Genomic DNA, 18,522 nt, shown 5'->3' with positions numbered 1-18,522 from the left:
TCCGATGACCCGCAGTCGCGCGTACGCCCCATTGTTCGAGCAGGTGTCAGAGAGTGGAGAAACAGATGAGCTTCCGCACCCGCAAGGGCACCCGCAGGACCCGGCAGCCTTCAGGACCGCTGTTCCGGCTGTTCAACAAGATCGCGGCGCGCCGCATCCGCAAGGGAGGCGGCCAGATGATGGGGTTCAACGCCCTCATCCTCAAGACCGTGGGCGCCAAGAGCGGCGCCGAACGCATCAACCCCGTCGGCTGGTTCCCCGGCCCCGACGGCAGTTACCTCATCGTCGCCTCCGCCATGGGCGCCACCGGCAACCCCGGCTGGTACTACAACCTCGCCGCCCACCCCGACAAGGTCGCCGTCGAGGTCGACGGCCGCACCATCCCCGTCATCCCCGAACAGCTCACCGGGTCCGAACGCGAACAGGCCTGGCAGCAGATCACCAGCGCCGCCCCCCGTTTCACCTCCTACCAGGACAAGACCGACCGGGAACTGCCCGTCATCCGCCTGACGCCCCAGCCCGCCTGACCGGACGTTTCCGCAATGCCCTCCAGGTCAGCGTCACCCCGTGGGTACGCCCGCCGGTCTCGGTCGTCCGCAGGCCCGGCAGCCACCGGCACGACATGTCACTCACCTGGCAAGTCCTGGCGCGGAAGACCCTCGACCAGGCAGGGGACCTGCCCTCAGTGCAGCAGGGGCTCAGTGTCCACGTCGTGGGAGTAGAGCCAGGCGCTGTGCCGGAGGAAGTCCCCGTCGCGCAGCCCGGCGTCGCGCTCGCGTTGCTCGGGCCCGTCCGGCAGGTGGTTGTAGTCGGCCCGGCCCCTGCTCATCAGCTGCACCCGGCTGGCACGCGGCCGGCGGGTCGCCTCGTACGACAGCAGTGCCTTCGGCACCGAATCGCGGTCGGCCTCGCGCAGGCAGCGGGCCAGGACGGCGGCGTCCTCGATCGCCTGCCCGGCGCCCTGGGCGAAGAACGGCAGCATCGCGTGCGCGGCGTCGCCGAGCAGGGTGACGCGGCCGCTCGTCCACCGCTCGAGCGGGCTGCGGTCGTAGAGCGCCCATCGCTTCGTGCTGGGAGCGGCGGCGACCAACTGCCGCACTTTCTCGTCCCAGGTCTCGAACTCGCCGGCGAACTCGGACAGATCGCCGTCCGCCGTCCACGACTCGAGCAGCCACTCACCGGCGGGCACGATGGCGACGACGTTCACCAGCCGTCCGCCCGACACGGGATAGTGCACGACGTGCCGCCCGGGGCCGACCCAGATCGTCTGGACCCGCCGCCGTGCGTAGTCGGGTGCCTGCTCGACGGGTATCAGCGCGCGGAAGGCGCTCAGGTGGCAGAAGTGCGGCTCCACCTCGGACACGATCAGCGGTCTGACGGCCGAGTGGATGCCGTCGGCTCCGATCACGGCGTCGGCGCGCACCTTCGTCTCGCCGCCCGCCCGATGCGCGAAGGTCAGCTGGACCTCCGCGTCGTCCTGCTCGAGCGCCACGAAACGGTGATCGAGGTGTACGGCCTCGGCGGGCAGCGCGCTCTGGAACATCGCGAGCAGGTCCGCGCGGTGCGCGGTGTGCACGTTGGCGCCGTACATCCGCTCGCAGGCCTCTCCCATCGGCTGCACGTAGAGGATCTCCCCGTCCTCCCAGCGCCGGTACTCCCACGCCTCCTCCAGCCAGACCGCGCACCGGGCGAGGGCGTCCCCCAGGCCGAGCCGCGTGATCAACCGGACCATGTTCGGCGCGATCATCACGCCCGCCCCGACTTCGCGCAGCGCCGGCGCCTGCTCGTACACGACGGCGTCCACGCCGATCCGGCGCAGGTGAAGTGCCGCCGCCAGCCCGCCGAGCCCCCCGCCGACAATCGCCACCCGTAAGCTCACAGCTCTCCCCCAGACCTGCCCCCTCAGGCAGACCCCCAATTGTGAAACGACCGCGCCACTTTGGCACCACCCGCCGAGAAAAGTCACCCTCACATCGCGCCTTCCGGCAGCGCCGATATCGCATGCCTGGCTTCGATTGACGCGGCAGGATGATCACATGAAGGACGGCAAGCGGTGGAACCACAACATCCATTACCACCCCCAGATCCTGGGCGCGGTCCCCCATGGCGCCCAGCGTGCCCTCGACGTCGGCTGCGGCGAGGGCATGCTCGCCCGCGCACTCCGGCAGGCCGTCCCGCACGTCACCGGCATCGACCTCGACACGCCCAGCATCGAGCAGGCTCGCGGATATCCGGACGACGTCGACTACGTCATCGGCGACTTCCTCACCCACCCCTTCGAGCCCGCCTCGTTCGACGTCATCGCGTCGGTGGCCACGCTGCACCACATGGACGCCACCGCCGGGCTGGCCCGCATGCGCGACCTGCTGCGCCCCGGCGGCGTCCTGGCCGTCGTCGGCTTGGCCCGTAGCGCCATGCCCAACGACCTGCCGCGCGAGGTGGCCGGCGTCGTCGTCGGCACGCTCCATCGCGCCAAGAAGGGCCACTGGCAGCATCCGTCCCCCACGGTGTGGCCGCCGCCGGTGACGTACCCGCAGATGCGAGCGTTGGCCGCCGAGATCCTGCCCGGCTCCGAGTATCGCCGTCACCTCCTGTTGCGCTACAGCATCATCTGGCGCAAGCCGCGGGACTGACGATCGACCCGCGCAAGGCGCCGCTTTCGGTGACGGGCCCGGCCTAGATCCAATACCGTGGCCCGTGGACCATCGGCAAAGCCCGTAAGTTTCGGAGCCTCTATGCGCGCTGCAGCGGCAGTCCTCTCCTTCGTTCTCGCCATCATCGCCGTCCCTTCCCAACCGGCCGCCGCTACGCCGCTGCCAGGCGGCAAGGCCACCTATGTCGTCTCGCAGGGTCACCTCAAGGCCGCCTCCAGACAGAACTGGGTACGTCTGGGCAGCTACCGCTTCGCTGCGAACGGCACGGTGACCGCCGCCCTCTACCTGTGGTGGCAGCGTCACCCCAAGGCCAGACAGCGCACCGGCACCGTCCCCGACCCGAGCTGCACCACCAAAGCCGGCGGCGCCCAATCGCGACCCCGTACCTGCGAGGTGCTCACCGCCGGAGGATTCACCGGCGCTCCCGACGAGAGCCGCACCGGGACGTACACCGTGTCAGGGAACGTGCTGACCATCCGGTGGAAGATCGCCCAGACGTGGACGGAGCAGTGGTACGTGCGGCCCTCCTCCGACGGGAAGCTGGCCCGCCTGGACCTCAAGCACAGCACGCTGGCCACTCACGGGTACGGCTATGGCAGCAACGCCGCGCTCGGCACCCGGCGCGCGATGAGCTCGGTGAAGGCGTTCCCCGGCTCGCTCAGGCAGGACCTGACGAGCTGGGCGAGCGGCAAGCTCGTCACCTCCAGCAACCAGCCGTTCGGCCACTCCGCCTTCCGCGCCTGCGCCGCCACCACCTCGTGCCTGACCTACCTGCAGCCGTCCTCGAGCAGCGCGTGCCAGAAGGAGGGCGGCTGCCCCAAATACGGCGGCGGAACGCGCGCCAACATCAGCTCCATCCAGTACTACCTCACGACCATCTCCAAGTCCGACCGGCGCGACACGCTGTGGCACTGGTGCACCTGCCTGGCGATGGAGCGCGGTGAGTTCTGCTACACCGGGAACTCTCACGTCAAACCGCTCATGCAGATCATCGACGACAAGGGAGCCTTCCGTGGCTGGGTCGGCGCGGAAGCCTCCTTCTCGACCGGTTCCCGGGCGACGGACATGATGGCGGTGCTCCGCATCACCGACTTCCGCTGACCTCGACGCCCTGGCCGTCGGGGAAGCCGGACTGCGCCGTCGTCGTCTTGCCCGTGCCGAAGGTCCCGTTCAGTCAGGCGATCATCCGAGGACGAGCGGGAGCTTCGCGGCCAGCTCGCGAAGTGCGGCCTTCTCCTCGTCGGTCGGGGCACGCCGTCCGGTGCCGACCAGCAGCGCGTCCTTGTCCGAGAACGACGCGGGGAACGCCGCCCCGGCGATCTTCTCCAGCATCTCGCGGGACCGGGCGAGCCCCTCGGCCGGCGGTCCCGCCACGTCCGGGAGGTGCGCGACCAGGTCGAGGTGGTGCAGCGTCCACTCCAGGACGTACGCGGACAGGTAGTCGCCCGCGGTGAGGACCACGTCGCGGGTGGCGACCCTGAGGCCCGGGTCGGCGAGTTCGGCGGCACGACCGGCGGCGGAGCCGACGTCGTCGAGGTGGAACTTGAGCAGCCAGGGCTCCTCGTACGCGGCGGCCAGCCGGACGGTCAGCGCGTCGAGCGGGTCGTCGCCGGTCGGCGGCGTTTCTGCGACCTCCCAGTAGGTCACCGCGTCGCGGGTCGGTTCCGTTTCTGCGGGGGTCACGAGGGTGATCAGGACGTCCTGAGCGTCGATGATCAGGTGGCACACCAGGTCCCGCACGAGCCAGCCGGTACAGCCGGACGGCTGTGCGAAGTCCTCGTCCGGGAGTTCGGCGACCGCCGCGCGCAACGCCGTCCAAGAGCGCGAGAAGAGATCCACATCGGCAAGGTAGTGCGGTGCCGCAAGGGCGGACAAGCGCATTTGGACGGTGTGCGGTGGTAGGCGCTCACATTGCGCGCGATTGCCCCGGGCCGGTGCAGATGCCATGGCAGAGCCGTAGATCGCGCCGCTGCTGCGATGGGAGACAGGTATTCAGGTTGGAATGTGCGGAAGGTAGGGTGAGGACTTGTGACGACGTTCCGGATCAGCGAGGCCGCGGCGCTGCTCGGGGTCAGCTCCGACACCATCCGCCGGTGGGTGGACGCCGGCCGGTTGGGGGCCGAGCGCGATGAGCAGGGCCACCGGCGGGTCAATGGCGCCGACCTCGCGGCTTTCGCCCGTTCGCAGATCGAGAGCGCCGGCGACGGTGGCCGCTCCTCGGCGCGTAACCGCTTTCGCGGGATCGTCACCGAGGTGATCCGCGATGCGGTGATGGCGCAGGTGGAGATCGCCGCGGGGCCGTTCCGGGTGGTGTCGTTGATGAGCCGCCAGGCCGCCGACGAGCTGGGCCTGGAGGCGGGGGTGGTGGCGGTCGCCGTGATCAAGTCCACCAACGTCGTCGTGGAGATTCCCGGTCACGAGCGCGTGGCCAGTCATTTGTGAGGAGCCCCCACTTGGTGTTCAGGCGTCTTTCCCGATGGGCGATCGCCGTGCCCGTCGCGCTCGCGCTGGCGGGCCTGTCCGGTTGCGGCTCCCGCGAGCCGGCGGCGTCCACGTCCTCCGCTTCGGCGTCCGCCGGCGGGGGTGCGAAGGAGGTGACGGTGTTCGCGGCGGCATCGCTGACCGGGACCTTCACCGAGCTGGGCAAGAGCTTCGAGGCCGCGCATCCGGGTACGACGGTGAAGTTCAACTTCGGCTCCAGCGCCACGTTGGCCCAGCAGATCGTCCAGGGGGCTCCGGCGGACGTGTTCGCGGCGGCGAGCCCGGCCACGATGAAGACGGTCACCGACGCGTCGCTGGCGAATTCGCCGACCACTTTCATACGTAACAAGCTGCAGATCGCCGTGCCAGCCGACAACCCGGCCAAGGTGGACGAGCTGAAGGACCTGGCCGATCCCAAGGTGAAGGTGGCGCTCTGCGCCGAGCAGGTGCCGTGCGGGGCGGCGGCGGTCAAGGCGCTGAACGCGGCGGGGCTGGAGGTCAGGCCGGTGACGCTGGAGCAGGACGTCAAGGCCACCCTGACCAAGGTGGAACTGGGCGAGGTGGACGCGGCGCTGGTCTACAAGACCGACGTGATCGCCTCGGCGGGCAAGGTGCGGGGCATCGCCTTCCCCGAGGCAGATCAGGCGATCAACGACTACCCGATCGCCACCGTGGCCGAGGCTCCCGCCGGTGACCTGGCGCGGCAGTTCGTCGACCTGGTGCTGTCGCAGCAGGGCAAGGACGTGCTGACCAAGGCCGGCTTCGAGGCGCCCTGATCCCCCATGAGCTCTTCCGCGTCGGAACAGATCGGCTCGGCGGGCCCGCGTGGCGGACCCGCCGGGCGGGCGGCGGGCCGCGAGGTCTCCGGGCGGCCGCCGTGGATGCTGGTCGTGCCCGCCCTGGCAGGGCTGACCTTCCTGGTGTTGCCGCTGGCCGGGCTGCTGATCCGGGCCCCCTGGTCCACGCTGCCGCAACGGCTGGCCGAGCCGCACGTGCTGGAGGCGCTGCGGCTGTCGCTCGTGACCGCCACCGTCGCCACCGCCCTGTGCCTGCTGCTCGGCGTGCCGCTGGCCTGGCTGCTGGCCCGGGCGGAGTTCCCGGGCCGGCGGCTGGTACGGGCGCTGGTCACCGTGCCGCTGGTGCTGCCGCCGGTGGTCGGCGGTGTCGCTCTGCTGCTCGTGCTGGGCCGGCGCGGCCTGGTCGGGCAGTGGCTGGAGGCCACCTTCGGGATCACGCTGCCGTTCACCACGGCGGGCGTGATCCTGGCCGAGGCGTTCGTCGCGATGCCCTTCCTGGTGATCAGCGTGGAGGGTGCGCTGCGCGGCGCCGACCAGCGCTTCGAGGAGGCCGCCGCCACGCTCGGCGCCTCGCGCTGGACTGTGTTCCGGCGCGTGACGCTGCCCATGGTCATGCCGGGCGTGGTGGCCGGGGCGGTGTTGTGCTGGGCGCGGGCGCTGGGCGAGTTCGGCGCGACGATCACGTTCGCGGGCAACTTCCCCGGCACCACCCGCACCATGCCCCTGGCGGTCTACCTGGCCCTGGAAACCGAGCCGGAGGCGGCGATCGTGCTCAGTCTGGTGCTGCTGGCCGTCTCGGTGGTCATTCTGGCCAGCCTGCGCGACCGGTGGGTGAGCGCGCCATGACCCTCGACGCCCGGCTGGTGGTCACCAGGACCGCCTTCACCCTCGACATCGCCCTGCAGGTCGCCCCCGGCGAGGTGGTCGCGCTGCTCGGCCCCAACGGCGCCGGCAAGACCACCGCCCTGCGCGCGCTGGCCGGGCTCACCCGCATGTCCGGCGGGGAGATCAGCCTGGGCGGCAGGCCCCTGCACACGCTGCCCGCCGAAAGCCGCCCGATCGGCATGGTCTTCCAGGACTACCTGCTCTTCCCGCATCTGTCGGCGCTGGACAACGTCGCCTTCGGGCCGCGCTGCCAGGGGGTGCCCAAAGCCGAGGCCCGCCGTACCGCCGCCGGCCTGCTGGATCGGGTCGGCCTGGCCGGCCGCGCCGCCGCCAAACCGCGGCAGCTGTCCGGCGGCCAGGCCCAGCGGGTCGCGCTCGCCCGCGCACTGGCCGTGCAGCCCGAGCTGCTGCTGCTGGACGAGCCGCTGGCCGCCCTCGACGCCCACACCCGGCTGCAGATCCGCTCCCAGCTGCGCCGCCACCTGTCCGACTTCGACGGGGCCACCGTGCTGGTCACCCACGACCCGCTGGACGCCATGGTGCTGGCCGACCGGCTGGTCGTCATCGAGCACGGCGCCATCGTCCAGCAGGGCGCCCCGGCAGAGGTCGCCCGCCACCCGCGCACCGACTACGTGGCCCGCCTGGTCGGGCTCAACCTGTATCGCGGCGTGGCGGACGGGACCCAGGTCAAGGTCGGCGAGGTCCTGCTGCACACCTCCGCCCACCTCGACGGTCCCGCGTTCGTCGCCTTCCCTCCCGCCGCCGTGGCGCTGTACCGAACCCGCCCCGACGGCAGCCCCCGCAACCTCTGGCAGGCCCGCATCGAGGGCATCGAACGGCACGGCGACAACGTACGCGTCCACCTCGACGGCCCCATCACCGCCTTCGCCGACATCACCCCCGCCGCCCTCGCCGACCTCGACCTGACCCCCGGCCAGCGAATCTGGGCCTCGGTCAAGGCCACAGAGACCCACGCCTACCCCGCATGAACGGGCTCCCGCCGGACGGCTGCCACGACTGCAACGCCATCTGCCTCGGCGGGCCCTGTCACGGCCTGCTCACCCATGTCGACCAGGACATCGGCGTTCTTGCCTTCCCCATACCGCGCCGCTCACCGGATGAGCCCGAGGCGTGCGCCCGCTACCGCATCACCCGCGAACGGGTGCGCTACTGCGGCCAGGCCGAGCCGTACATCGCCCTGCACTGGGCCGGCCCTGCATGCTCCTGCGGCCTAGCCCCCTGACCGGTCGTCGGCGCACACCCCGATCTCGGTGACCTGGCTGAAAGCGCGGCGTCCAGTCGAAGAGGCGGCGGCACCCGCTCGCCTGAGAGCCGGCAGTGCCGGGATCGTGGCCAGGAGCACGGCGGTCAGTGCGGCGATGCCGGCGAACGCCTGCTGCACCCCGGCGGCGTCAGCGAGCAGGCCGAAGTACGCCGGGCCGGCGAGGAAGCCGAGATAGGCGACCGTGGAGATGGCGGACGTGGCTCGTCCCCGCGACTCGCCGGGGACCGGTCGGAGCCCGTACGACAGCAAGGTGGGAAAGAGCACCGAAGTGCCCACGGCGGCAGCGACGATGCCCACCAGCGCGAGCGGCAGCATGGGCGCGAACGCTGTCAGGACGCCTCCGGTCGTGGCGATCACGCTTCCCACGACCAACGCGGTGATCGGACGGCGCAAGGTGATCGTGGCGGCGGCGAAACGGGCCACGGCGACCGTCGTGGCGAACACCGCCGGCGCGACGGCAGCCAGCGCCGGCGCGGCGGTGAACTCGTCGGCCAGCAGGACCGCACCCCAGGACTGGTAGGCATTCTCCGACGCGAACGCCAGCGCGCCGATCAGTCCCACTCCGAGCAGGGGGAGCCACCATGACACGCCGGCGACGCGGCCCGGCGCATCCTGGCCCCGGGGGGCTACGGCGTCCTGCGCGGAGGACGGGCGCGTCGCGGCGACGACGGCCAGCCCGAGAGCCACGGTGACGGCGGCGCCCGCGGCGAAGTTCACCAGCAGGCTGTCCGCCGTTCCGGCGAGCGCGCCGGCACCCAGGCTCGAGACCGCGACGGTGGCGGAGAACGCCGCGTGCGAACGGGCCACGACGGGGCGTCCTGTCCGCTTCTCGACCGTCGCCGCCAGCGTGTTGAGCGCCACATCAGCCGCTCCCGAACTCGCTCCCACCAGGAGAATGCCGGCGCACAGCGCGGCATAGCCGACCGACGCGACTGAGACCACGACGCCCATGACGCCCAGCAGCGCGAGCAGCACTCCGGCGACACGCAGCCCGAGCGCGTCGACGAGCAGCCCGGTCAGCAGCATGGCGGGCAGGGCTCCGGCGCCCACGAAGAGCAGCGCGACGCCGAACTCCGCATCGCTCACGCCGGCTTGGGTTCGCAGCAGGGGAAGGGTGGCACCCCATACCCCCCAGAAGGCGCCGAATCCGGCGAAGCCGAGGAACGGCGCCGCACGGAACATCCCAGCGATCGAAGGCGACATATGTGTAACGCTACACAAGTAGGATGCTCCTGTGTCAACTGACCGTAGACGCGTGACGCTGAAGGACGTGGCCGCTCGTGCGGGGGTGTCACCCATGACCGCCTCCTACACCTTCAACCGGCCTGCCCGAGTCGCGCCCGCGACCCGCGACCGCGTCCGCCGCGCGGCCGGCGAGCTGGGGTATCGCCCCGACGCCGTGGGCCGCGCGCTGAAATCCGGCCGTACGCACCAGATCGGGGTGGTTTTCAGCGAGCACCTGACCTACGCCTTCGACGACCCCCAGGCGGCACAGTTCCTGGCCGGGGTCGCGGAGGTCTGCGTCGAGGAGGACCGGGGGCTCACCTTCATCCCGACACGGGGCGACGCCGCCGACGCCGATCGGGTGCTGTCCGCGGCAGTCGACGGCTTCGTGCTGTGGACCACCGCGGAGGACGATCCGGTGCTGGCGGCGATCGCCGGCGACCCCCGCCCCGCCGTCATCCAGGGCGGTCCGCCACGCCCGGGGATCGTGTGCGTCACCCAGGACGACTACCGGGCCGCCCTCGCGGTCGCCGCCCACGGACTCCGTGAGGGCCGGTCGCCCGCAGTGATCTCATTCCCCCTCGATCGCAACCGCGAGCACAAGCTGACGACCGGCGCGAACCTCCCGCCACACGTGCCGTTCCCCGTCACCGACGCCCGCCTGCGCGGCTATCGCGCCGCCATCGAACAAGCCGGGCTGAGCTGGGCGAACACCCCGATCGCCGTCGTGGCTCGCAACACCCAGCGAGACGGCCTCGCGGCAGCGCGAGACCTCGCGCCCCAGCTCGTCCCCGACGCGCTGATCATCGCCATGAGCGACGAACTCGCGCTGGGAGCACACCAGGCCCTGCGCGAGACTCACCCCGAGGCTTCCTACCTCGGCTGGGACGCATCACCGGCCGCCCGGCGCCTCGGCATCACGTCCGTCACGAACCCGCTGCGTGACCAAGGCCGTCACTGCGCGCGTCTGGCACTCGACCCCGGCCGACCGTACGACCAAGAGATCCCGTGGACCATCACGGCGCCCGTTCGAGGTGCCCGCCCGCGGAATGAGCCGGACGCACCCCTTGAGCCGACTACGCTCCCTAAGAGCGACATTCGTGGGGGTGGAGGGATGAGTGACGGTCAACGGGGCGGTTAACCATCAGGCGACGGCGGCGGCGCCTGCTGCCGGTGAGGCGGTCGGGCGGGTGCTCGGCACCCAGGCGGCCTCGCCGTTGTCGTTCTGGGTGGGCCTGGAGCCGGGCAAGGTCGTCCAGCTCGACGACGTGGTGGTGACCAGGCGCGAGGTGCCGGGCTACGGCCAGGTGCTGGTGGCGGGTGTGGTGACGACGGTGGAGGCCAGGCACGAGGGTGCCGCGTACGACTCCGACGTCTTCCTGATCGCCGACGGCGCGTTGCCTGCCGCGGTGGTCGAGGTGGCGGAGGTGCGGGTGACGAGGGTCGAGCCGGAGGTGTTCGTGCCGCCGCTGCCGGGCTCCAAGGTCTACCTCGCCGGTTCGGGTGACCGTGATCAGGCGCTGTATTTCGACGTGATGGATCGGCGGATCCCGCTGGGGATGGGCCGCGACGGCCAGCCGCTGTACGTCAACTTCGACTTCCTCGACGGCACCCGCGGCGCGCACGTGTCGATCTCCGGCGTGTCCGGCGTGGCCACCAAGACCTCGTTCGCCACGTTCCTGCTCTACTCGATCTTCAATTCGGGTGTGCTGGAGGGCGAGGCGGCCAACACCAAGGCGCTGATCTTCTCCGTCAAGGGCGAGGACCTGCTCTTCCTCGACCACGACAACGTCCGGCTCGACGAGCGCGCCCGCAGCGTCTACGCGCGGCTGGGGCTGCCGGCCAAGGCGTTCGGCAGCGTCCACGTGTTCGCGCCGCCCCGCCCCGGCGACCCCAACGGCGTGCCGCACGTCTCGGCCCGCACGCAAGGGGTGAGCTCCTTCTACTGGACGCTGGTGGAGTTCTGCGAGGAGGAGCTGCTGCGGTTCGTGTTCGCCGACGCCGACGACGAGCGGGCCGGCTACTCGCTGCTGGTGGGGCAGGTGGCCGCCCGGCTGAAGGCGTGGGCCGAGCCGGTGGGCGACGGCGGCGCGATCATGGTGCGCGGCATCGCCTGCCGTACGTTCGCCGACCTCGTGGAGATGCTGTCCGACCAGTTGCAGGACGAGAGCGCGCGCGGCGAGTGGAGCGGCGCGCAGACGCCGCTCGGCACCGTCAACGCCTTCCTGCGCCGGTTGCGCAGCGCGGTGCGCCCGCTGTCCCCGATCGTCCGGGGCGACCTGCCGTTCTACCGCAACCACTCGGTCCGCACCTCTGACGCGCAGGTGTCGATCGTGGACCTGCACAACCTGCCGGAGCGGGCGCAGCGATTCGTGGTGGGCGTGGTGCTGCGCGGGGAGTTCCACCGCAAGGAGTCCTCGGGCACGGCCCGGCCGCTGCTGTTCGTGGTGCTGGACGAGCTGAACAAGTACGCGCCGCGCGAGGGCGACTCCCCCATCAAGGAGATCCTGCTGGACGTGGCCGAGCGGGGCCGCTCGCTCGGCGTCATCCTCATCGGCGCCCAGCAGACGGCCTCGGAGGTGGAGCGGCGCATCGTCTCCAACAGCGCCGTACGCGTCGCGGGCCGGCTGGACCCGGCCGAGGCCGCCCGGTCCGAGTACGGCTGGCTGCCCCCGGCCGTGCGGGAGCGCGCGACGATCGCCAAGCCGGGCACCATGTTCGTCGCCCAGCCGGAGATCCCGGTGCCGCTGGCCGTCGCGTTCCCCTTCCCGGCCTGGGCGACCCGGCCGGCCGAGGCCGCGACCCAGCCGGCGAAGGTCTCGGCCGATCCGTTCCAGGGCCTGCCCGGCGCCGAAGACGACATCCCGCCCTTCTGACCACAGGTGGTTTCGTGAAGATCCTGCACACCGCGGACTGGCACGTGGGCAAGGTGCTCAAGGGCCGCCCCCGCCTCGACGAGCACCGGGCCGTGCTCCGCGAGCTGGTCGCCACCGCCCGCACCCACGACGTGGACGCCGTCATCGTGGCCGGCGACCTGTTCGACACCTCCGCGCCCACGCCCGAGGCCCAGTCGCTGGTGCTCAACGCGCTCATGGCGCTGCGCGGCGACGGCCGCGACGTGGTGGTGCTGGCCGGCAACCACGACAACCCGCAGCTGCTTGAGGTCTACCGGCCGGTGCTCGGCAAGCTCGGCCTGCACGTCATCGGCTCGTTCCGGCGCCCGGACGCGGGCGGCACACTAGCCTTCACGGCGCGCTCCGGTGAGCCGGTGCGGCTGGCCGTGCTGCCGTTCCTGTCGCACCGGTACGTCGTACGCGCCGCCGAGGTCCTCACCGGCACCGCCGCCGACCACAACCGCGACTACGCCTCCCGCATCGGCGAGCTGATCGGCGCGCTCACCGCGGGCTTCCACGCCGACACGGTCAACCTGGTCACCACCCACGGCACGCTGCCCGGCGGCGCCTTCGGCGGCGGCGAGCGCGAGGCGCAGTCCATCTTCTCCTACTACTTCGAGCCGACCGCGTTCCCGCCCGCCACCCAGTACGCCGCCCTCGGCCACCTGCACCGCCGCCAGCAGATCCCCGGCCCGTGCCCGATCTGGTACAGCGGCTCGCCCCTGAACGTGGACTTCGGCGAGGAGGGCAACACGCCGGGCGCGCTGCTGGTCGAGGTCTCGCCGGGGCGGCCCGCCGTGGTGAGCGAGCTGACATTCGGCTCGGCCCGCCGCCTGCGTACCGTGCGCGGCACGCTGGAGCAGCTGGAGGGCATCGAGCCTGGCGACGACTGGCTGAAGGTGATCGTGGAGGAGAAGCCACGCGTCGGCCTGGCCGACGACGTGCGCGAGCTGCTGTCCGGCGCGGTCGACGTCATGCTGGACGAGCGGTTCAGGCCGGTGCCCGCCACCCGCAGGACCGGCTCGGCCGAGCGCAGCCCGCGCGAGCTGTTCCGCGACTACCTGACCGCCACCGGCCGCCACGACGAGCAGGTGGCCGCCCTGTTCGACCGGCTCTACGACGAGGTGACCGGCTGATGCGTCCCCTGCTGCTGCACCTTGACCACTTCGGCAGCTTCCGCGAGCCGGTAACCGTCGACTTCTCCGACACCGAGTACTTCGCGCTCGTGGGCCCGACCGGCGCGGGCAAGAGCACGATCATCGACGCGATCTGCTTCGCCCTGTACGGCACCGTGCCGCGCTGGGGCAGGGAGGGCGCCGTCGCCCACGCCCTGGCCCCGTCCGTCACCGCCGGCAAGGTGGCGATGGTGTTCGACAGCGACGGCCGGCGCTACGGCGTGGTCCGCGCGATGGTGCGCGACGCCAAGGGCGCGGTCCGCACCAAGGAGGCCAGGCTCGACGAGCTGGACGGCGCCGCGCCGCTCGGGCAGGCGTTCGACGCGGTGCTCAAGCCGATCGCCGAGGGCGAGAACGTCACCCCGGAGGCGCAGCGGGTGACCGGGCTGGAGTACCGGTTCTTCACCCAGTGCGTGGTGCTGCCGCAGGGCCGCTTCGCGGAGTTCCTGCACGCCGCGCCGCGTGAGCGGCAGGACCTGCTGGTGCAGCTGCTCGACGCCGACGTGTACGAGCGGATCAGGCAGAGCGCCGCCCGCGAGGAGGAGGCCGCCAAGCAGGCCGCCTCCTTCGCCCGCGACCAGCTCGCCAAGCTGTCCGGCGCGACGGAGGAGGCCGAACGGGAGCTGAGCGAGCGGCTGGCGGCGCTGCGGCGGCTGGCCGAGACCATCGGCGCCGACCTGGATCTGCTGCGGGCCCGCGAGGGCGACATCCGCCGCGCCGAGCAGGAGCGGGCCGCCGTGGCGGAACGCCAGTCGGTCCTGTCGTCGCTGCGCCTGCCTGCCGCCGTTCCCGACCTGGCCGCGGCCCGCCGCGCCGCCGCCGAGTCGGTCCAGACGCTGGCCGCCGACGTTGCCAGGCTGGCGGCCGACGAGCACGAGGCGTACGAGGCGCTGGCCGCGCTCGGCGACCGCGGCGCTCCCCGGGCGGCCTTGGCCGCGCTTGACGCCCGCGAACGCCTGCAGGCCGAGGCCGGGCGCGCCGGCGCGGCCGCCACGTCGGCCGCCACGTCACTCGAGGGCCTGACCGGCGAGCGGGCGGCCGCCGAACAGGCGCTCGCCGCCGCCGAGGCCCAGCGGGAACGCCTGCGTGCCGCCCACGCCGCCGCCCACCTGCTCAACCGGCTGGCCGTCGGCGAGCCGTGCCCCGTCTGCCGGCACCCGGTCGCCGAACTGCCCCATCACGAGCCTCCCGCCGACATGCGCACAGCCGACCGCGCCCTGGCGAACGCCCGCGAACGTGCCCAGCGCGCCGCAGCCACCCACGCCAAGGCCGAGACCTCCGCGTCGATGCTGGCCACTCAGGCCGCCCGGCTGGAGTCCGAGCTGGCCGCGCTCCCTGCCCCCGGCGACCGGGCCGAGCTCGAAGCGCGGCTGGCCGCCATCGCCAAGGCCGACCAGCTCGCCACCCAGACCCGCAACGCCGTACGCGCCGCACGTGGCGAGCTGGATCGGGCGCGGGCCGCGGCCGAGCAGGTCGAGCGCCAGACCGAGTCCGCCTGGCGCACGCTGGAGACCGCCCGCGACCGGCTGCTGGTCGCCGGCGCCCAGGACGACCCGCCACCGCCCCTCCACCGCGACGACCTGCACCGGGCCTGGACCGAGCTGCTCGCCTGGCGCGACCGCGCCGCCCAGGCCGCCCTCGCCGCGCTCGCCGAACGCGAGCAGCAGCTCGCCCAGGCCCGCGACCGGCTCGCCGCCGACCGCCGCAGGCTGGCCGAGCGCCTGGCCGAGCACGGCGTCGTCACCCCGCGCGACGCCTCACCCGACCAGCTCGGCGCCGCCGTCGCCGGCTCCGTCGCCCGCGCCGACAGCGCCCTCGACCGGCTCAAGGAGGAACGCAAGCGCGCCGCCGACCTGGGCAACCAGGTCGCCCAGAAGGAGCACGAGGCCAAGGTCGCCCATGAGCTCGCCCTGCGCCTGCGCGCCAACGCGTTCGAGCGCTGGCTGTGCGCCGAGGCCCTCGCCGTGCTCGTCGCCTCCGCCTCCGACACGCTGCGCGAGCTGTCCGACGGCCAGTACGAGCTCGCGCTGGCCGACAAGACCGGCGACATCGAGGTCATCGACTACGGCGAGGCGGGCATGCGCCGCAGCGCCCGCACCCTGTCCGGTGGCGAGACCTTCCAGGCCGCCCTCGCGCTGGCGCTGGCCCTGTCCGGCGCCGTCGCCAGGAGACTCGACTCGATCTTCCTGGACGAGGGCTTCGGCACCCTCGACCCCGCCACGCTCGACACCGTCGCCACCACCCTCGAACGCCTCGCCGCCGGCCAGGAACGCATGATCGGCGTCGTCACCCACGTGCCCGCGCTGGCCGACCGCGTGCCGGTGCGCTTCGAGGTCAGCCGCGACGCCAAGGGCTCCCACGTACGGAAGGCGGCCATCGCCCCATGACGAGCTTCACCGTCGACCCGTGGGACCCGGGCTACGCCGCCGCCCTCGCCGTCGAGAACCTCTCCGAGCTCGGCCCCACCACCGCCGAGCTCATCCTCGACATCGAGCACCCGGCCGCCGACTGGAAGCCCGTCACACCCGGACCCGACGCCTCCGCCCCCGAGACCCTGCTCGTCGCCGACGGCGTGCGCAGAATCGACGCCCGCGTCTGGGTCCACGACCCCGACGCCCCCATGCCCGTCCCCGGCATCGCCGCCTCGTACGCGGCCGGGATCGTCCGCTGCGGCCCGGACGGCGCCGACCTGGCCGACATCCAGGTCAACCGGACGCTGATCTCCGCCTCCCCGCACGCGCCCGAGGTGAAGACCACACACGCCACCTACCACCCCAGCAAGGCCGCCGACGCCTCCTTCGAGGAGCTGTCCCTGGCGCTGCAGCGGCAGGTCACCCAGCTCGAGGTGGACCTGGCCGTCCGGCACCGCAACCGCGGCGACGACCTGCTCCTGGTCGACGGGCCGCTGCGCGGGCGTACGCACCTGCCGCGCACGGTCGGCTACATCAAGACCCACCACACCGCCTACCTGCCGCCGCCCCAGTCCGCGGTCGTCGCCGCACTCACCCCCGGCCAGCGCACCCCGGTGTTCCTCATGGGCACCAGCTGGCGGCGACACGCCTGGTACGTGCGGCTCCCCGTCCAGTCGGCCGCCCCCTGGGCGGGCGTGGCACGCTGCGAGGCCAGCGCCGACCTGGACCCGGCCCAGGTCGTACGGCTGGCCGACGCGGTCACCCTCGCGCTGCCCCCACTGGCCGGCGTCGACTACAAGGACCCGCGTGCCCCGCAGAACCTGGTCCCGATCGGCGGCCTGGAGAAACTCCTGCGCCACCACCTGGGCGACAACCGCCTGCTCTACCGCGCACTGCGCACGGTGGCGGCCGGTTGACCGCGGCCACGCCCGCCACGTCCCGGTGCGGTTCCAGCCTCAGCCGTCGCTTGGGAGCCTGGCCTCGCCCGCCGGCTGGCGGACCGCGGTCTCGACGAGCTTGCCGACCTGCGATGCGGGAACGACCACGCCGGGAGTCTGGAGAGTCCAGCGGAGGAAGGCCTCGACGTTCATGGCGGGCATCTCGCCGAGATAGGGCTGGATGTAGACGGGTGTGTTCGGTTCGCTGCGCCAGCTGTCGGCAAGCGTGCCGATGTCCACCGCGTCATAACCGAGGACATCCAACAGCCGGGCGGCCTCCGTCTTGGCCGCCGCGTCGTCGCCGGCGATGGGCAGGGCGCTGCGGTCCGGCGCGCCCGCGGGCCGGGCGAGGGTGAGCAGCTGGTGCGGCGTGATGTTGTTGAATGCCTTGACCACACGGGAGCCCGCGAGGTGGCGCTGCATCAGGGCGCTGGAGGTCAGTTCGCCCGCATCCAGTTCGGCCAGGTGGCCGTCCCGCTCGGGGTAGTAGTTCGCCGTGTCCAGCACCGTCTTGCCGGCCAGAGCTTCGGCGGGGAGCCGTTCGTATGCCTTCAGCGGGACGGCCGCCACCACCAGGTCCGCGGCGCGTGCCGCTTGTGCCGGTGTGGCCGCTCGGGCACGCCCGCCAAGCTCAGCGACAAGATCAGCGAGTGTCTCAGGCCCTCGCGAATTACTGAGGACAACCTCAAGGCCGGCGGCAACGGCCAGGCGGGCAACGGAAGAACCGATCATTCCGCTGCCGATGAGTCCAAGCGTTCGGGACACGGCTTCGCTCCGTTCGTTCATGTGGATGTCGCGGCAAGAACCGGCGGCGGCCAGGCCGCGCCGGTCGCGCGTGGGTGGCTCGACTGACAGCTTGGAACCGCCGCGGCCGCCCGACCAGGTCCGTGCTTTGCGTACTCACGGCGTGATCACCCGCCGCGCGCGCTCAGACGTAGGGTTGTCGCGTGAACGACCGGACCGAACTGAGCGAGTTCCTCAAATCACGCCGTGCCCGTCTGCGCCCGGAGGACGTGGGGCTGCGCGATTACGGCGGAGCGCGCCGGGTCGCGGGCCTGAGGCGCGAGGAGCTGGCCCGGCTCGCGGGTGTGAGCATCGCCCACTACACGCGTCTGGAGCAGGGCAAGGGTGACAGCGTCTCGGACGAGATCCTGGACGCCGTCGGCGCGGCTCTGCGGCTGGACACCGACGAACTGGCTTACCTGCACCGGATCGCACGGCGCCCTGTGCCGTGCGCGGGGGCCGCGGCGTCGCCGGATGTGCCTGCGGGCTTGCGCCACCTGCTGGAGTCGTTCGTGATGACGCCGGCGCTGGTGGTCGGCCGGCACACCCAGATCGTCGGCTGGAACCAGCTCGCCGTGGCGGTGTTCGGCGACTTCCCCGCGCTGCCGGCACACCGCCGCACGCTCTCGCACCTGCTGTTCGCCGAGCCCTACCTGCGCGAGCTGCACCGGACCGGTTGGGAGCGGGCGGCGCGCGAGCAGGTGGCGCATCTGCGCGTTCTGCTCGGGCGCTATCGCGGGGACGCCGGGCTCGCGGCGCACATCGACCACATGCGGGATCTGAGCGCGGATTTCGCGCGGATGTGGGCGGAGCACCCGGTCGCGCAGGTCCGGTCCCGGACGTACGTGCTGCACCATCCGGTCGTGGGCGAACTGACCCTGCACGGTGAGCTCATCGCGCTGCCCGACGAGCCGTCGTGCTGCGGGCTGGACCTGTTCGCCGCAGAACCGGGCTCGGCATCCGAGCAGGCACTCCGGAAACTTGGGACCCTGTAA

General features: G+C 72.2%; 18 protein-coding genes. 14 read left to right on the top strand and 4 right to left on the bottom strand.

Features of this window, described 5'->3' with window-relative positions:
• Nucleotides 1-65 precede the first annotated feature (65 nt).
• Nucleotides 66-527 carry a nitroreductase/quinone reductase family protein gene (locus ACIBVN_RS17570; RefSeq protein ID WP_397137444.1) on the top strand — a complete coding sequence of 154 codons (462 nt, stop codon included), beginning with the start codon at nucleotides 66-68 and terminating at the stop codon, nucleotides 525-527.
• Nucleotides 528-682: 155 nt separating this feature from the next.
• On the opposite strand, the gene ACIBVN_RS17565 is transcribed toward ACIBVN_RS17570, so the two are convergent.
• Nucleotides 683-1,879 (bottom strand): FAD-dependent monooxygenase, encoded by a 1,197-nt coding sequence (locus ACIBVN_RS17565; RefSeq protein WP_397137442.1) that lies wholly within the window; start codon nucleotides 1,877-1,879, stop codon nucleotides 683-685.
• Between the two features lie 157 nt (nucleotides 1,880-2,036).
• Between ACIBVN_RS17565 and ACIBVN_RS17560 the strand changes: the two genes are divergently transcribed.
• Both ACIBVN_RS17560 and ACIBVN_RS17555 read left to right on the top strand, forming a co-directional pair.
• Nucleotides 2,037-2,633: a methyltransferase domain-containing protein gene (locus tag ACIBVN_RS17560; RefSeq protein WP_397137440.1), complete on the top strand. Its 597-nt coding sequence runs from the start codon at nucleotides 2,037-2,039 to the stop codon at nucleotides 2,631-2,633.
• 102 nt (nucleotides 2,634-2,735) lie between these two features.
• Complete coding sequence (locus tag ACIBVN_RS17555; protein WP_397137438.1) at nucleotides 2,736-3,755, top strand: hypothetical protein; 1,020 nt, start codon at nucleotides 2,736-2,738, stop codon at nucleotides 3,753-3,755.
• A gap of 81 nt (nucleotides 3,756-3,836) precedes the next feature.
• Here the strand turns inward: ACIBVN_RS17555 and ACIBVN_RS17550 are convergent, their stop codons facing one another.
• Nucleotides 3,837-4,493 carry a maleylpyruvate isomerase N-terminal domain-containing protein gene (locus ACIBVN_RS17550; RefSeq protein ID WP_397137436.1) on the bottom strand — a complete coding sequence of 219 codons (657 nt, stop codon included), beginning with the start codon at nucleotides 4,491-4,493 and terminating at the stop codon, nucleotides 3,837-3,839.
• Nucleotides 4,494-4,682: 189 nt separating this feature from the next.
• Between ACIBVN_RS17550 and ACIBVN_RS17545 the strand changes: the two genes are divergently transcribed.
• The 5 genes from ACIBVN_RS17545 to ACIBVN_RS17525 are packed head-to-tail and all read left to right on the top strand — an operon-like array spanning nucleotide 4,683 to nucleotide 8,060.
• The gene (locus ACIBVN_RS17545) at nucleotides 4,683-5,096 is read left to right on the top strand and encodes a molybdopterin-binding protein (RefSeq protein ID WP_397137434.1); all 414 of its coding nucleotides are present in this window, start codon (nucleotides 4,683-4,685) and stop codon (nucleotides 5,094-5,096) included.
• A gap of 14 nt (nucleotides 5,097-5,110) precedes the next feature.
• Entirely contained in the window at nucleotides 5,111-5,911 is an 801-nt protein-coding gene (modA, locus tag ACIBVN_RS17540) for a molybdate ABC transporter substrate-binding protein (protein ID WP_397137432.1), read from the top strand.
• 6 nt (nucleotides 5,912-5,917) lie between these two features.
• A complete protein-coding gene (locus tag ACIBVN_RS17535; protein ID WP_397137430.1) occupies nucleotides 5,918-6,778 on the top strand; it encodes an ABC transporter permease in 861 nt (286 codons plus the stop codon).
• Nucleotides 6,775-7,806: an ABC transporter ATP-binding protein gene (locus ACIBVN_RS17530; protein ID WP_397137428.1), complete on the top strand. Its 1,032-nt coding sequence runs from the start codon at nucleotides 6,775-6,777 to the stop codon at nucleotides 7,804-7,806. The genes ACIBVN_RS17535 and ACIBVN_RS17530 overlap by 4 nt, the downstream gene beginning before the upstream one ends.
• On the top strand, nucleotides 7,803-8,060 hold the full coding sequence (locus ACIBVN_RS17525; protein ID WP_397137426.1) for a hypothetical protein: 258 nt from the start codon (nucleotides 7,803-7,805) through the stop codon (nucleotides 8,058-8,060). The genes ACIBVN_RS17530 and ACIBVN_RS17525 overlap by 4 nt, the downstream gene beginning before the upstream one ends.
• Here ACIBVN_RS17525 and ACIBVN_RS17520 read toward each other — a convergent pair.
• Nucleotides 8,049-9,305 (bottom strand): MFS transporter, encoded by a 1,257-nt coding sequence (locus tag ACIBVN_RS17520; RefSeq protein WP_397137424.1) that lies wholly within the window; start codon nucleotides 9,303-9,305, stop codon nucleotides 8,049-8,051. The genes ACIBVN_RS17525 and ACIBVN_RS17520 overlap by 12 nt on opposite strands.
• A gap of 52 nt (nucleotides 9,306-9,357) precedes the next feature.
• On the opposite strand from ACIBVN_RS17520, the gene ACIBVN_RS17515 reads away from it, so the two are divergent.
• The 5 genes from ACIBVN_RS17515 to ACIBVN_RS17495 are packed head-to-tail and all read left to right on the top strand — an operon-like array spanning nucleotide 9,358 to nucleotide 16,723.
• Nucleotides 9,358-10,467, top strand: coding sequence for a LacI family DNA-binding transcriptional regulator (locus tag ACIBVN_RS17515; protein ID WP_397137422.1), 1,110 nt, complete (start codon nucleotides 9,358-9,360; stop codon nucleotides 10,465-10,467).
• Nucleotides 10,445-12,202 carry an ATP-binding protein gene (locus tag ACIBVN_RS17510; RefSeq protein ID WP_397137420.1) on the top strand — a complete coding sequence of 586 codons (1,758 nt, stop codon included), beginning with the start codon at nucleotides 10,445-10,447 and terminating at the stop codon, nucleotides 12,200-12,202. Before ACIBVN_RS17515 ends, ACIBVN_RS17510 begins: the two co-directional genes overlap by 23 nt.
• A gap of 14 nt (nucleotides 12,203-12,216) precedes the next feature.
• Complete coding sequence (locus ACIBVN_RS17505) at nucleotides 12,217-13,356, top strand: exonuclease SbcCD subunit D (protein ID WP_397137418.1); 1,140 nt, start codon at nucleotides 12,217-12,219, stop codon at nucleotides 13,354-13,356.
• Complete coding sequence (locus ACIBVN_RS17500) at nucleotides 13,356-15,782, top strand: AAA family ATPase (protein WP_397137416.1); 2,427 nt, start codon at nucleotides 13,356-13,358, stop codon at nucleotides 15,780-15,782. Before ACIBVN_RS17505 ends, ACIBVN_RS17500 begins: the two co-directional genes overlap by 1 nt.
• Nucleotides 15,779-16,723, top strand: coding sequence for a hypothetical protein (locus ACIBVN_RS17495; RefSeq protein WP_397137414.1), 945 nt, complete (start codon nucleotides 15,779-15,781; stop codon nucleotides 16,721-16,723). Before ACIBVN_RS17500 ends, ACIBVN_RS17495 begins: the two co-directional genes overlap by 4 nt.
• A gap of 39 nt (nucleotides 16,724-16,762) precedes the next feature.
• Here the strand turns inward: ACIBVN_RS17495 and ACIBVN_RS17490 are convergent, their stop codons facing one another.
• Nucleotides 16,763-17,530: an NADPH-dependent F420 reductase gene (locus ACIBVN_RS17490; RefSeq protein ID WP_397137412.1), complete on the bottom strand. Its 768-nt coding sequence runs from the start codon at nucleotides 17,528-17,530 to the stop codon at nucleotides 16,763-16,765.
• Between the two features lie 161 nt (nucleotides 17,531-17,691).
• Between ACIBVN_RS17490 and ACIBVN_RS17485 the strand changes: the two genes are divergently transcribed.
• Nucleotides 17,692-18,522 (top strand): helix-turn-helix domain-containing protein, encoded by an 831-nt coding sequence (locus tag ACIBVN_RS17485; protein ID WP_397137410.1) that lies wholly within the window; start codon nucleotides 17,692-17,694, stop codon nucleotides 18,520-18,522.

It is taken from the genome of Nonomuraea sp. NPDC049400, assembly GCF_044466425.1.
Lineage (GTDB): Bacteria > Actinomycetota > Actinomycetes > Streptosporangiales > Streptosporangiaceae > Nonomuraea.
This window is presented reverse-complemented; position numbering and strand designations above follow the sequence as displayed.

Excerpts from the sequence above, each read along its gene's own strand:
- ACIBVN_RS17500 (WP_397137416.1), top strand. The coding sequence starts at position 13,356 with ATGCGTCCCCTGCTGCTGCACCTTGACCACTTCGGCAGCTTCCGCGAG.
- ACIBVN_RS17555 (WP_397137438.1), top strand. The coding sequence starts at position 2,736 with ATGCGCGCTGCAGCGGCAGTCCTCTCCTTCGTTCTCGCCATCATCGCC.
- ACIBVN_RS17535 (WP_397137430.1), top strand. The coding sequence starts at position 5,918 with ATGAGCTCTTCCGCGTCGGAACAGATCGGCTCGGCGGGCCCGCGTGGC.
- ACIBVN_RS17490 (WP_397137412.1), bottom strand. The coding sequence starts at position 17,530 with ATGAACGAACGGAGCGAAGCCGTGTCCCGAACGCTTGGACTCATCGGC.
- ACIBVN_RS17530 (WP_397137428.1), top strand. The coding sequence starts at position 6,775 with ATGACCCTCGACGCCCGGCTGGTGGTCACCAGGACCGCCTTCACCCTC.
- ACIBVN_RS17495 (WP_397137414.1), top strand. The coding sequence starts at position 15,779 with ATGACGAGCTTCACCGTCGACCCGTGGGACCCGGGCTACGCCGCCGCC.
- ACIBVN_RS17560 (WP_397137440.1), top strand. The coding sequence starts at position 2,037 with ATGAAGGACGGCAAGCGGTGGAACCACAACATCCATTACCACCCCCAG.
- ACIBVN_RS17525 (WP_397137426.1), top strand. The coding sequence starts at position 7,803 with ATGAACGGGCTCCCGCCGGACGGCTGCCACGACTGCAACGCCATCTGC.
- ACIBVN_RS17520 (WP_397137424.1), bottom strand. The coding sequence starts at position 9,305 with ATGTCGCCTTCGATCGCTGGGATGTTCCGTGCGGCGCCGTTCCTCGGC.
- ACIBVN_RS17570 (WP_397137444.1), top strand. The coding sequence starts at position 66 with ATGAGCTTCCGCACCCGCAAGGGCACCCGCAGGACCCGGCAGCCTTCA.